Source organism: Streptomyces panacea (assembly GCF_040560175.1).
GTDB lineage: Bacteria > Actinomycetota > Actinomycetes > Streptomycetales > Streptomycetaceae > Streptomyces > Streptomyces panacea.
This window is the reverse complement of sequence record NZ_JARJHW010000096.1, coordinates 14,295-27,119: the sequence shown is the minus strand read 5'-3', so window position 1 is coordinate 27,119 and position 12,825 is coordinate 14,295. Positions and strand designations below refer to the sequence as shown.

The window sequence follows — 12,825 nt, the reverse complement described above, 5'->3', positions numbered from 1 at the left end:
TAGAAGTACGGCGGTCGCGCCTCGTACGGGGTGGAGAGGACGACCGTCGTACGGGTGGAGACACCCGCGAGGGTGCGGATACGGGTCAGCAGGTGTTCCAGGTCCAGCGGCGTCGCCACCCGCACCTTGAGGATGTAGTTCTCCTCGCCGGCCACGCTGTGGCACGCCTCGATCTCGGGGATCGGGGCCAGCCGTTCCGCGATGTCGTCGGGCGCGCTGGGGTCGAACGGCTTGACCGAGATGAACGCGGTCAGGGGCAGTCCGACGGCTTCGGGGTCCACGACGGCGGCGTAGCCGCGTACGACTCCGCGCTGCTCCAGCCTGCGGACGCGCTGATGCACCGCCGAGGTGGACAGACCCGTGGCCTTGCCCAGGTCGGTGTAGCTCATCCGCCCGTCCTTGACGAGCAATTCCACGATCTGACGATCCAGCTCCTCCATGCGGATCAACCTATTGCCCGAGGTCCCTTCCGGCACAGTCGACGGCGTACCGGATCGTCACTTGCGCCGGGCATGTGACGAACACCACAGGCATGTCGCGGGGTCCGTCGAGACCTTACGGTTACCTGCCTCGCGCGACGGGAATTGCTTGCTGTGGTCGAGGCCGCACGTGGCTGTTCGGCCCACCCGAGGGGGAGTGTCTCCATGCAGAGCCTGAAGCGCACCGGACGTATCGAACCGGAGCCCGTTGATCCCGTCGAGGCCGATGAGCTCGACTTCTACGACACCTTCGAGATGTTCCGGGTCGTGTGCCCGGACTGCTCCCGGCCGATCGCCCTGCTGGCGGACGAGGACATCCTGCCGGAGCACGCGCTGTGCCCCAGCCCCTGGAATCCGTTCGTCCTCACCGTGTGCGCGGGTACGGGCCGTTCGGCCGCGGACGCCGGGCCGGCCGACGAGACGCTCGACGCCCAGGAACAGCACACCGCACTGCTGCTGACGCTCCCTCAGGGGCTGGACTGGCGCACCCAGCCGTTCTCCCACGCGGGCGGCCCGAGTTCACGCCCGGTCAAGCTGCCGCAGCCGCACCGGCACGCCGCCTGACGTCCCTTCACGATCCGGCTGTTCAGCCGACCGGTCGTCAAGCCGCTCGACCCGTCCGCCGGTTGGCGACAGCTGACGGACGGGGCCGGTGCGGCGGGCGGTCAGCGGGTCTCGGGTCCCGCGAGGTGACGGGCGATCACCATGCGCTGGATCTGGTTGGTGCCTTCGACGATCTGGAGCACCTTCGCCTCGCGCATGTAGCGCTCGACGGGGAAGTCGGCGGTGTAGCCGTAGCCGCCGAGTACCTGCACGGCGTCCGTGGTGACCCGCATCGCCGCGTCCGTGCAGAACAGCTTCGCCATCGCCGCCTGCCGGGAGAACGGCAGTCCCGCGTCCCGCAGTCGCGCCGCCGCGAGGTACAGGGCGCGCCCCGCCTCGATCCGGGTGGCCATGTCGGCGAGCATGAAGCGCAGCCCCTGGAAGTCGGCGATGGGGCGGCCGAACTGGCGGCGCCCCGTCGCGTACTCCACGGCCTCGTCGAGGGCCGCCTGTGCGACGCCCACGGCGCACGCGGCGATCCCGAGCCGGCCCGAGTCGAGCGCGGACAGCGCGATCGCGAAGCCCTGCCCCTCGTCGCCGATCCGCCGGTTGTCGCCGATCCGGACGCCGTCGAAGTGGAGTTGGGCGGTGGGTGAGCCCTTCATGCCCATCTTCTTCTCGGGCGCGGCTGCCACCAGCCCGTCGGCGTCGCCGGGCACCAGGAACGCCGAGATGCCGCCGGCGCCCTCGCCGCCGGTGCGCGCGAGCACGGTGTAGAAGTCGGCGACACCGCCGTGGGTGATCCACGCCTTGGTGCCGGTGATCACCCACTCGTCGCCGTCCCGGACGGCCTTCGTGGTCAGTGAGGCCGCGTCGGAGCCCGACGCGGGCTCGGAGAGGCAGTACGCGCCGAGCAGACCGCCGCCCAGCATCGCGGGGAGGTGGGTGGCCTGCTGGTCGGCGGTGCCGTACGAGGCGAGGGCGTGGCAGGCCAGGGAGTGGACGCTGACGCCGAGGCCGATGGTGAGCCGGGCCGCGGCGAGCTCTTCGAGGACTTGGAGGTAGACCTCGTACGGCTGGTCGCCGCCGCCGTGCTCGGAGTCGTACGGGAGGCCGAGCAGTCCCGATTCGGAGAGGAGGGTGAAGTTCTCCCGCGGGAAGTGCCCCGCCTCCTCCTCTTCGGCCGTCCTGGGGACGATCTCCCGCTCGATGATGTCGCGTACGAGTGCGAGCAGGTCCTTGGACTCCTCGGTGGGCAGCTGACGTTCCACCGTTCGCGGGGCGCGGTCGGGCATGGCGGCGCTCTCCTCCCTGTCGGGACGCTACGGCGGGCGCGCACGTCGGGTGTGGTGGCGGCCGCCGGTCGGGTCGAGGTCCGGAGGTGTCCCCCGGACAGGAATACTGCCCAGCCGATGCTGCCTTCCCGGATCACGGGAGCGGCTGACCTGCGGCTGTGGCGCGTTGAGTATGACTGATCGGCGGGGTGCAGTCACGGGAGGTCAGGCCCTGCTCCCGTTCCGCTTCGGTTCCGCTTCGGTTCCGTTTGCGCGCCGTCGGGCCGTCGTCGGGCCCCCGCCGGGCCGCCGTCGCACGCGCCGGGGAAGTTGGTCCGCACCATTGACCCACTGGTCTAGTCCTTCTAACGTCCCGGTGAACACACTTCGCGTCCCTGCCACGTCGATGTCATGGACCGCGATCTCCCTCCCCACGAGGAGACCTCATGCTCAGACCACACCGTCCCCGCACCCGTTTCCGGGTGCTCGTCGCCGCGGCCTGTACGGCCGTGCTCGGCGTGTCCCTGCTCGCCGGCGCCGGCAGCGCGGCGGCGGACCAGGAGAAGGCACCGGCGGCCCCCACAGCCGCCGGTGAGAAGGTCATCGGATACTTCGCCAACTGGGGTGTCTACGACCGGAATTACCACGTCAAGAACATCGAGACCTCCGGGTCGGCCGACAAGCTGACGCACATCAACTACGCGTTCGGCAACGTCCAGGGCGGCAAGTGCACCATCGGTGACGCCTTCGCCGACTACGAGAAGTCCTACACCGCCGACCAGAGCGTCGACGGTGTCGCCGACGCCTGGGACCAGCCGCTGCGGGGCAACTTCAACCAGCTGCGCAAGCTCAAGGCGCTGCACCCCGGCCTCAAGGTGATCTGGTCGTTCGGCGGCTGGTCCTGGTCTGGCGGCTTCGGTGAGGCGGCGCGCGACCCGGCCGCGTTCGCCAAGTCCTGCCACGCCCTGGTCGAGGACCCGCGCTGGGCCGATGTCTTCGACGGCATCGACATCGACTGGGAGTACCCGAACGCCTGCGGTCTGACCTGCGACACCAGCGGGCCCGACGCCTTCACGAACATGGTGTCGGCGCTCCGTACGGAATTCGGCGGCGACAGCCTCATCACGTCGGCCATCACCGCCGACGCGTCCGAGGGCGGCAAGATCGACGCCACCGACTACGGCGCGGCGGCCCAGTACCTCGACTGGTACCTGCCGATGACGTACGACTTCTTCGGCGCGTTCGCGGCGCAGGGCCCCACGGCTCCGCACTCACCGCTGACGTCGTACGACGGCATCCCGCAGGAGGGCTTCAACTCCGACGCGGCGATCACCAAGTTGAAGGCCAAGGGCGTTCCGGCGGAGAAGCTGCTGCTCGGCATCGGCTTCTACGGGCGCGGCTGGACCGGGGTCACCCAGGCCGAGCCGGGCGGCAGCGCGACGGGCGCGGCGGCCGGTACGTACGAGGCGGGCATCGAGGACTACAAGGTCCTGAAGAACACCTGCCCGGCCAACGGCACGGTGGCCGGTACGGCGTACGCGCACTGCGGCAACAACTGGTGGAGCTACGACACCCCCGCCACCATCGGCACCAAGATGGACTACAAGAACGAGCAGGGCCTGGGAGGCACCTTCTTCTGGGAGCTGAGCGGCGACACGACCGACGGCGAGCTGATCAGGGCCATCAACTAGATCCTGTCCGGGCCCGGCAAGATCGACCGGACAGGGCCCGGCCGACCGACGTCCGTCCCCGAGTGCCGGGTGGGCCGCTCACGCGGTCCGCCCGGCACTCGGGCGTGAACCGGTCAGCGGCCGGTGTACGGACGGAAGCCCGGGTCCGGCGGCGGCGCCGGGCACTCCGGAGCGAACTCCTCGATCGTGTCGAGCGTGTGCCGCAGCATCCGCACCAGCAGATCGCGCGGGATCTCCCGCGTCAGCTCCTCGCGGTGCTCCAGCCATTCGAGGGTCAGCCACTCGACGCTGCTGAGCCAGCCCAGCAGTGCGAGCCTGGCGATCGGCGGGATGTCCTGGCGGCCGTACGCGCCCTCGGCGACGGTGGCGACCAGTCCCGTACGCACCGCGTCGCGGATGGCCTGCACCTGGGTGTCGAAGCCGACGCCGCCGTTGATGATCGTGCGGTAGGCGGCCTCGTTGAACTCGGCGAACCGGAGATAGGCCTCGACGGTGCGCTGGACCCGCTGGGTGTTCGGCAGGTCGGCGCCGCCCGACGCGAGCGAGACCAGCTCCATCACCGAGTCCTCGATGATGGCGAGGTAGTAGCCGCGCTTGTTCTTGAAGTAGTAGTAGATCAGCCCCTTGGCGACGCCGGCGTGCTGGGCGATGTCGTCCATCGAGAGGGCGTCGTAGGACGTGTCGGCGAACAACTTCCGGCCGGTGGCGATGAGTTCGGAGCGGCGAAGCTGCGCCCGCTCGCTCTCGCCACGCTGTTGCCTGGTGTTCAAGTCCGCGCATCCCCGTCTCGGCCGTCACAGGAGATCCGCAGTATTGCAGACCCGCTGTCGACGGCCGGGCCCGGCCGTCGGGGTCGACACGCACGTGGGCGGCGCCGGGGGACGTGGACCACCGTCCCCCGGCGCCCGCGCAGCGCGGGACGGCTCAGCGCACGCCGACGGCCTCCAGCGCCTTCCGCTGGGCGGCGGTGGGCTCCACGGGCCAGTAGAGGTAGCAGACGCCGCCCGTGCCCGAGACGACGGTGCCGGCGGCGTTGTACCGCTTCGTCCGCAGCCAGATGTTCTCCCATTCGCGGCGCTTGTAGACGCGCCGTACGGCCGCGTTGCTCGGCGAGGCCGGGTCGTTGGCGATCACGTCGCCGGCGGCCGTGAAGCCGATCACGGTCATCAGGTGGCCCGAGGTGCCGTAGCCCGCGCCGGTCAGCTCGCTCGCCAGGAAGGACTGCGAGGTGATGACCGGGATGCCCGCGCGGATCAGCCGCTCGACGTCGGTGAGCGAGCCGAGCCGGGTGACGACGGCGTTCATGTCCTGGTAGCTCGTCGCGTACGCCGCGTTGAACGGCCAGTTGCCGCAGCCGTCGTACTGGTGGTCGAAGGTGTACCGCGCCGCGTGGCAGACCTGCGGATCGGCGAAGTCCGGGTTCACCCAGGCCAGGTCGGCGGCCGTGGGCTTGCGGCCCCAGTACTCGATGATCATCTGCGAGGAGGTGGGGCTGCACCAGGCCTCGCCGCCGTTGTCGTACTCCGGGTACTGGCCGACGTGCGTGTTCTGCGAGTAGCGCGGCACGGTCAGCTCACGGGTCACCTGGTGCCCGGCCGCCGGGACGGTGAACCGGTCCGGGACGTCCGACGCCATCGCGCCGACCCGCCGGACCGTGGGCGTGAGCGTGGTGCCCGGCTTGCGGTGGAGCGTGAGGCGGAGCTGGTACGACGCCAGCCGCAGGCCGCTCGCCGGGTCGTCGATGGCGAAGGTGTCGGTCCAGACGCTGCTGCGGTCGTCCGTCTGGTCGTCGACGGACGTACGGCGGATGTCGCCGTCCCCGGCCGCCCAGCGGCCCATCACGTACCAGGGGGTCGCCGTGCCGTCGGAGTAGGTGCCGCGCAGCTCGGTCTGGATCCAGGTGCCCGCGGGGGTGTCGGCGTTCCAGGAGGCGATCGCCTCGGTGGCCGGGACCTTGGAGCGGTGGACGGGCGAGGTCCAGGTCGCGTACTCCCAGGTGCTGGTCTTCCCGGTGTGCGGGTCGGTGTAGTCGGTGCTGCCCGCGGGGGTGGCGACGACCAGACCGGACCGGCTGCCGGAGAGGACCTTGGTGCCGTCGCCCTTGCCGCCGCGCCAGTCGTCGGAAGAGGTCCAGAAGCGGTTGTCCACGGGAGTGCCCGCCCGGTGGTGGGCGGCCGGCGGGCCGGAGCGGGCGGACGGCGCGGCGGGAGCGGCGGCCAGGGCGGGCGCGGCGGCGGAGAGGGCGCCCGCGCCGGCCGCCGCGAGGGCGGTGGCGAGCACCGTACGGCGCGACGCCGGGCTGTTCCGGGAAGGAGCTGGGTTGTTCATGGGACCCCCGGGTCAGTGGTCTGGTGCACAACAGTTCGTCAACTATCGCGGGTCCCGGACGGCTTCTGCCAGCGATTCGTCCCGCGTCGGGGGACCAATATTGGTCTCCACCAGTGACATGAACGACCCCTCCGGACCGAGGCCGGCCGCGCACCGCCGCGCGCCGGACCCCGGCCGCCCGCGCATAGGGTGGCCCGGTGGACGACCTCACCGAAGCCGCCATGACCCTGCGCGCGCTGCCGCCCTCCTGCGGCCCGGTGCGGCTGATCGCGGTCGACGGCCACGCCGGTTCCGGCAAGAGCACCTTCGCCGCGCGGCTCGCCGCCGCGCTCGGCGGGGCGCCCGTGCTGCGTCTGGACGACCTGGCCACGCACGACGCGTTCTTCGACTGGACGGAGCGCCTCGCCGACGAGGTGCTCGGGCCGCTCTCGCGTGGCGCGGAAGCGCGGTACGCGCCGTACGACTGGACCCTGCGGCACTTCCGCGCGCCCCGCCCGCTGCTCCCCGCACCGGTCGTCCTGATCGAGGGGGTGGGCGCGGGCCGGGCGGCGGTGCGGCCGTGGCTCGCGCGGCTGTTGTGGATGGACCGGGGCGCGGAGGAGTCCTGGCAACGGGGCCGTGAGCGCGACGGATCGAGCCTTTCGGCCTTCTGGGACGGCTGGACGCGGGCGGAGACGCGCCATTTCGCGGCTGATCCGTCGCGTCCTTTCGCGGATGTTCTGGTACGTGAGTGGCAGGAGGGGTACAAGTGGCTGCCCGGAACTCCTGCGACCGCGCGGCAGGATGACTCTGTCACCCACGGTGACCGGCCGTTCCCTCCGTACTGAGCAGTCGGAAATCAGCCTCGAAGGTGCCTCAACTCGGCTTGACCAAGGGGTGGGACAGGTCTTACGTTCTCAATGTGCGGCTTTTCGGAGCCGCCGCAGACGCGAAGCCCCCGGTTGTTCCCCCGTGATCGGGGGCTTCGTTCTGCCCTCTTCGCCGTCTCCCCGGCGCCGCCCCTCACCCAGCGATCACCCTGGGTCACGGTGCGCGCGGGACGGCTGCGCCCTTAGTCGCGCACCCTCTACGCAGGTACGATGCTTCTCGGTGGGGTCAATTCCCGTCCACGACAAGGTGGTTCAGCACGCTTCTGCCGACGGGCGCCCGCCCGGCGGGACATCACGGGGTCATGGTTTGTGGGGGGCCTGATGGACATCGGCACGCAGGGCGCTCAGGCCCCGGCCGATCTCGCGTGGGTGCGTGCTGTGGACGCCTACACCATGGGGGCGTATCCACAGGCGGAGGAGGAGTTCCGGGAGGCCGTACGGCTCGATCCCGCGATGGCCGACGGCTGGCTCGGGTTGCACGCGCTGCGGGTCGACACCACGACCGCGCTGCTGCACATGTACCGCCACCGTGACCGCTTCGGCGAGCAGCGCTCCCGCCACCGCCGCACGCTCAACTCCTGGTACTGGCTGGGCTGGTGGGTGCAGCCCGTGCTGGAGAGCCGGCGCGATCTGCTGCTCGCGCACGCCTCGCACTGGCTCGACGGCCGGCACGTGCCGGAGCTGGACCGGGCGCTCGCCGGGCTGCCGCCCGTGGACGCCGATCCCCATGTGCGCTTCCTGCACGCCTGCCGTGCCTATCTGGTCAAGGACTGGGACCAGTTGGTGCGCCACACCGAATCCCTCGTCAACGACCCGCTGTTGGGTATCGAGGCGGGCCTCTTCGGCGGTATGGCACGCGTCCGGCTGGAGATGTACGGACAGGCCGAGCCGCTGCTCTCGACGTCCCTGATGCGCTGTCGCAGCGAGCAGCCGCAGCGCAAGGAGCTGCGCTACTGGCTGGCCCGCGCGCACGAGGGGACCGGGCGCAGCGCGGCGGCGCTGCCGCTGTACCGGGCCGTGCACCGTATCGACCCCACCTTCATGGACACCGCGGCCCGGCTCGCGGCGATCACCGACTCCGACGGGTACGACGGGGCGGACGACTCGGTGGGGCTCGCGTCGGTCGCGCTGGCCGGCTTCGGCCAGGACGCGGTGGACGCGGCGGCCGACGGCGAGTACCCGCAGGCCCCCGACCCGCGGCCGGGAGTCGATGCGCAGTCCCCGTTCGGCGCGGGGGTTCCGGTGAACCCGAAGGACGCGGCCGATCCGGCGGACGGGATACGGGAGAAGGCCCGCGTACCCGCGCAGCCCGCTCCCCCGCAGTTCCCCGACCGCCCCACGGATCCGGCCCTCCTCGCCGAGGCACTGGCGGAGCTGGAGCGGATGGTCGGCCTGGAACCGGTCAAGCGGCAGGTCAAGGCGTTGTCGGCACAGCTCAACATGGCGCGGTTACGGGCCGGTCAGGGACTGCCCGTCCAGCCGCCCAAACGTCACTTCGTCTTCTCCGGCCCCTCGGGCACCGGCAAGACAACCGTCGCGCGCATCCTCGGCCGGGTCTTCTACGCGCTCGGCCTGCTCGGCGGCGACCATCTGGTGGAGGCCCAACGGGCCGATCTGGTCGGCGAGTTCCTGGGCCAGACGGCGGTGAAGGCGAACGAGCTGATCGACTCGGCGATCGGCGGCGTGCTGTTCGTCGACGAGGCGTACAGCCTCGCCAACTCCGGTTACAGCAAGGGCGACGCGTACGGCGACGAGGCCCTCCAGGTGCTGCTGAAGCGCGCCGAGGACAACCGCAACCATCTCGTGGTGATACTGGCCGGCTACCCGGAGGGCATGGACCGGCTGCTCGCCACCAATCCCGGACTCTCCTCCCGCTTCACGACGCGCGTCGACTTCCCCAGTTACCGCCCCCTCGAACTGACCGCGATCGGCGAGGTGCTGGCCGCCGAGAACGACGACGTGTGGGACGAGGAGGCGCTGGACGAGCTGCGCAGCATCAGCGGCCATGTGGTCGACCAGGGATGGATCGACGAGCTGGGCAACGGCCGCTTCCTGCGCACGCTGTACGAGAAGAGCTGCGCGTACCGCGATCTGCGGCTCTCGGGCTACAGCACCACACCGGGACGCGACGATCTGGCCACGCTGCGGCTGCCGGATCTGATGCAGGCGTACGGCGAGGTGCTGTCGGGCCGGGGCCCGGTGGACCGCGGCCGGGGGCCGGGGGATCCGCCGGGCCTCTGAGCGGACCGGCCGGTCCTCGGGCGCCGGACGCCCGAGAACCGGTGCGCCCGGACGCCCGTGAACCGGTGCGCCCGGACGCCCGTGAACCGGTGCGCTCAGTGCGCGAGGACCTGCTCCGAAGGGTCGGGCGGGCCCGACGTACCGCCGGTGCGCAGGGGCACCGGCCGCGTCGCCTCCCGGTGGGACGGGTCCCGTACCTCGCCGACGAGCGTTTCCAGTACGTCCTCCAGCGCGACCAGCCCCAGCACCCGGCCGGAGGCGTCGGCGACCTGGGCGAGGTGCGTCGCGGCCCGGCGCATCACGGTGAGGGCGTCGTCCAGCGGCAGTTCGGCCCGCAGGGTCGTCATCGGCCGCCAGACGTGCTGGGGGACGGCGCGCTCCCGCTCCTCCAGGTCCAGGACGTCCTTGACGTGCACGTACCCCATGAAGACCCCGGCGTTGTCGGCGCAGACCGGGAAGCGGGAGAAGCCGGTGCGCACGGTCAGCTCCTCGATCTCGCGGGGCGTGACGGCGGGCGTCACCGTCACCAGTCCGGCCCGGGTGAGCAGGACGTCGGTGACCGGCCGGGAGCCGAGTTCCAGGGCGTCCTCCAGTCGCTCCTGTTCCGCCGGTTCGAGGAGTCCGGCCTGGCCGGAGTCCTCCACGAGACGGTTGAGCTGTTCGCTGGTGAAGACGGCCTCCACCTCGTCCCTGGGTTCGACGCCGAAGGCCCGCAGGACCAGCGTGGCGCAGGCGCCGAGGGCGGCGGTGACGGGGCGGCAGAGCCGGGCGAAGCCGACGAGGCCGGGGCTGAGCCAGATCGCGGTCTTCCCGGGCGCGGCCATGGCGAGATTCTTCGGGACCATCTCGCCGATGACGAGGTGGAGGAAGACGACCGCGGCGAGGGCGACGAAGAAGCCCAGCGGATGGATGAGGCCCTCGGGGACATGCGCCGCGTGGAAGACCGGTTCGAGGAGATGCGCCACGGTGGGCTCGGCGACGGCGCCGAGCGTCAGGGAGCAGATGGTGATGCCGAACTGCGCGGCGGCCATCATCTGCGGAAGATTCTCCAGGCCGTGCAGCACCTGCCGGGCGCGCGCCGATCCCTGGGCGGCCAGCGGCTCGATCTGGCTCCGGCGTACGGAGACGAGCGCGAACTCGGCTCCGACGAAGAATCCGTTGGCGAGGACGAGGAGGACGGCGAAGAGAAGCTGCAGGACGCTCACCGGGCCGCCTCCGCCCTCGCCGGGGCGGGTGCGGGTGCGGCTGTCGGGGCCGTGGCAGCGGCCGAAGCCGGGACCTTGACCGTGGTGGGCCGCCGGGCCGGTACGGCCGCCGGTGCCGGGACGTCGCCGGTGCGCACCAACCGGACACGCTCGGCCCGGTAGCGCCCGACCTGCCGGACGGAGAGCCGCCAGCCCGGCAGCTCCGCGCGGTCGCCCGGTGCGGGGATACGCCCCAGCAGGTCGGCGACCAGTCCCGCCACCGTCTCGTACGGCCCGTCCGGGACTTCGAGCCCTATCCGCTGGAGGGTCAGGACCCGGCAGCTGCCCTCGGCGTCCCACGTGGGACGCCCGTCGTCGGTGGCGACGGAGGCGAGTTCGGGGCGCCCGTCGCCCTCGCTGTCGTGCTCGTCGAGGACCTCGCCGACCAGTTCCTCGATGATGTCCTCAAGGGTGACGACCCCGGCCGTACCGCCGTACTCGTCGACGACCACGGCGATCGGCTGCTCGCTGCGCAGCCGCTCCAGGAGCTGCTGTACGGGCAGCGTCTCGGGTACGAGCTGGGCCTGCACGGAGATCCGGCCGACCGGCACCCGCTGCCGCTCGCGCTCGGGGACGGCGAGCGCGTCCTTGAGGTGGGCCATGCCGACGATCTCGTCGATGCGCTCCCGGTAGACGGGGAAGCGTGACAGGCCGGTGGCGCGGGTCAGGTTGAGGACGTCGGCCGCGGTGGCGTCCGACTGGAGGGCTATGACCTTCACGCGCGGGGTCATGACGTGCTGCGCGGTGAGGTGGCCGAGGGACAGGGTCCGTACGAACAGATCAGCGGTGTCCTGTTCGAGCGCGCCGGCCAGTGCGGAGTGCCTGGCCAGCGAGACCAGCTCACCGGGCGTACGGGCCGAGGCCAGCTCGTCGGTCGGCTCGACGCCGAACAGCCGCACCAGCCGGTTGGCCACCCTGTTGAGCAGGGTGATGACGGGCCGGAAGACGGTGGCGAACAGATGCTGGGGTCCCGCGACGAAACGCGCGACCTGCAACGGCCGGGAGACCGCCCAGTTCTTCGGCACGAGTTCGCCGATGACCATCTGGACGGCGGAGGCGAGGAGCACCCCGATCACCACGGCGACACCGGACACGGCCCCTTCGGGGAGGCCCGTGGCGGTGAGAGGGCCGTCGAGCAGCTGGGCGAGCGCGGGCTCGGCGAGCATGCCGACGACCAGTGAGGTGATGGTGATGCCGAGCTGGGTGCCGGAGAGCTGGAAGGAAAGCTCCCGCAGGGCCCGGACGACGGCTCGGGCGCGGCGGTCGCCCGCCGCGGCCGCGCGTTCGGCGTCCGGCCGGTCCACGGTCACGAGACCGAACTCGGCCGCCACGAAGAATCCGTTGGCGAGGATGAGAAGGAATGCCGCGGCGAGCAGCAGAAGGGGGATGGTCATGCCGCCGCCTCTTCGAAGGCGGCGGCGCAGGTACTACCGGATGATCCGTCCATTGCTGGAGGGAGTCACTCCTCGGGTCGCAGGATGCCCCGCGGGCCGGTACGCACGGCCGTCGGATGCGGGGCGGGGCGCACTTGGCGCCTCCGACCCCAGGGTAGCCACTGGGACGACCACCGCAATGTTCACGCGGGACCGTTGTCCGTGGCGGAGTCGGTGGCGGTGTCCTTGCCGGCGTCGGTGGTCGGCTCCGCGGCCGTCCGCGCACCGGTGTCCGTGGCGGTGTCCGTGGCGACGTCGGCGCCGGTGCCGCGCGACTCCACGAGGGCGCGCAGGGCCCGCGCGTCGCGTACGGCCTTCTGCCTGGCGACCCCGGGCTGGATGCCGAGCACGGGCAAGCTGGTGCCGTCGCTCAGGTCGAGGAAGACCCACGGGTCGCCGACCCGCAGATTGACGCGCAGGATCTCGGCCCACTCCAGCCGCCGGACATGGGTGAGGTTGACGACGGTGACGCCCGTGTCGTCGGCGACGACCTTGGGGCGACTCAGCAGGCACAGCACGCCGAAGAAGAGCAGCCCGACGAAGATGAAGCTGACGCGCTCCCCCGCGTTCAGATTCTCCAGCGTCACGGACATGGCCGTGATGACGCAGAGCATGACCGTCCCGACGGACAGCAGGACGGCGCGGGTGCCGTTCGGCCGGAACGTCACGGGCAGGGCGGGCGGGTCGGGGAGCGCGGGGCGGGCGGCCGGCACGGACATCAGG

10 protein-coding genes and 1 pseudogene are annotated in these 12,825 nt (G+C 71.5%); 4 read left to right on the top strand and 7 right to left on the bottom strand.

Features of this window, described 5'->3' with window-relative positions; translation table 11 throughout:
• Positions 1–440: Lrp/AsnC family transcriptional regulator (locus P3L51_RS22050; RefSeq protein ID WP_354607003.1), on the bottom strand; the 440-nt coding region annotated here is incomplete at its 3' end.
• 204 nt (positions 441–644) lie between these two features.
• Between P3L51_RS22050 and P3L51_RS22045 the strand changes: the two genes are divergently transcribed.
• Positions 645–1,043, top strand: coding sequence for a hypothetical protein (locus P3L51_RS22045; protein ID WP_354607002.1), 399 nt, complete (start codon positions 645–647; stop codon positions 1,041–1,043).
• A gap of 101 nt (positions 1,044–1,144) precedes the next feature.
• On the opposite strand, the gene P3L51_RS22040 is transcribed toward P3L51_RS22045, so the two are convergent.
• Complete coding sequence (locus tag P3L51_RS22040; protein WP_354607001.1) at positions 1,145–2,317, bottom strand: acyl-CoA dehydrogenase family protein; 1,173 nt, start codon at positions 2,315–2,317, stop codon at positions 1,145–1,147.
• A gap of 425 nt (positions 2,318–2,742) precedes the next feature.
• Here P3L51_RS22040 and P3L51_RS22035 point away from each other — a divergent pair, with 425 nt between their 5' ends.
• Complete coding sequence (locus tag P3L51_RS22035; RefSeq protein ID WP_354607000.1) at positions 2,743–3,987, top strand: glycoside hydrolase family 18 protein; 1,245 nt, start codon at positions 2,743–2,745, stop codon at positions 3,985–3,987.
• A 113-nt stretch (positions 3,988–4,100) separates the two neighbouring features.
• Here P3L51_RS22035 and P3L51_RS22030 read toward each other — a convergent pair whose 3' ends face one another.
• Positions 4,101–4,757 carry a TetR/AcrR family transcriptional regulator gene (locus P3L51_RS22030; protein WP_354606999.1) on the bottom strand — a complete coding sequence of 219 codons (657 nt, stop codon included), beginning with the start codon at positions 4,755–4,757 and terminating at the stop codon, positions 4,101–4,103.
• Between the two features lie 154 nt (positions 4,758–4,911).
• Positions 4,912–6,315, bottom strand: a complete 1,404-nt coding sequence (locus tag P3L51_RS22025) for a C39 family peptidase (protein WP_354606998.1) — start codon at positions 6,313–6,315, stop codon at positions 4,912–4,914.
• A gap of 197 nt (positions 6,316–6,512) precedes the next feature.
• Here P3L51_RS22025 and P3L51_RS22020 point away from each other — a divergent pair, with 197 nt between their 5' ends.
• Together P3L51_RS22020 and P3L51_RS22015 are read left to right on the top strand one after the other, a co-directional pair.
• On the top strand, positions 6,513–7,142 hold the full coding sequence (locus P3L51_RS22020) for a uridine kinase family protein (RefSeq protein WP_354606997.1): 630 nt from the start codon (positions 6,513–6,515) through the stop codon (positions 7,140–7,142).
• 363 nt (positions 7,143–7,505) lie between these two features.
• Positions 7,506–9,425, top strand: coding sequence for an AAA family ATPase (locus tag P3L51_RS22015; RefSeq protein ID WP_354606996.1), 1,920 nt, complete (start codon positions 7,506–7,508; stop codon positions 9,423–9,425).
• Positions 9,426–9,520: 95 nt separating this feature from the next.
• Here P3L51_RS22015 and P3L51_RS22010 read toward each other — a convergent pair whose 3' ends face one another.
• From P3L51_RS22010 to P3L51_RS22000, 3 genes and pseudogenes are all read right to left on the bottom strand, one after another.
• Entirely contained in the window at positions 9,521–10,630 is a 1,110-nt protein-coding gene (locus P3L51_RS22010; protein WP_354606995.1) for a hemolysin family protein, read from the bottom strand.
• Positions 10,627–12,063: a hemolysin family protein gene (locus P3L51_RS22005; protein ID WP_354606994.1), complete on the bottom strand. Its 1,437-nt coding sequence runs from the start codon at positions 12,061–12,063 to the stop codon at positions 10,627–10,629. Before P3L51_RS22005 ends, P3L51_RS22010 begins: the two co-directional genes overlap by 4 nt.
• Before the next feature lie 293 nt (positions 12,064–12,356).
• Positions 12,357–12,821: pseudogene (locus tag P3L51_RS22000) on the bottom strand (PH domain-containing protein); the annotation flags it as partial.
• Positions 12,822–12,825 lie beyond the last annotated feature (4 nt).

Bases quoted from the DNA above. Each gene is read 5' to 3' on its own strand.
- P3L51_RS22035 (WP_354607000.1), top strand. From the start codon at position 2,743: ATGCTCAGACCACACCGTCCCCGCACCCGTTTCCGGGTGCTCGTCGCC.
- P3L51_RS22045 (WP_354607002.1), top strand. From the start codon at position 645: ATGCAGAGCCTGAAGCGCACCGGACGTATCGAACCGGAGCCCGTTGAT.
- P3L51_RS22005 (WP_354606994.1), bottom strand. From the start codon at position 12,063: ATGACCATCCCCCTTCTGCTGCTCGCCGCGGCATTCCTTCTCATCCTC.
- P3L51_RS22040 (WP_354607001.1), bottom strand. From the start codon at position 2,317: ATGCCCGACCGCGCCCCGCGAACGGTGGAACGTCAGCTGCCCACCGAG.
- P3L51_RS22015 (WP_354606996.1), top strand. From the start codon at position 7,506: ATGGACATCGGCACGCAGGGCGCTCAGGCCCCGGCCGATCTCGCGTGG.
- P3L51_RS22025 (WP_354606998.1), bottom strand. From the start codon at position 6,315: ATGAACAACCCAGCTCCTTCCCGGAACAGCCCGGCGTCGCGCCGTACG.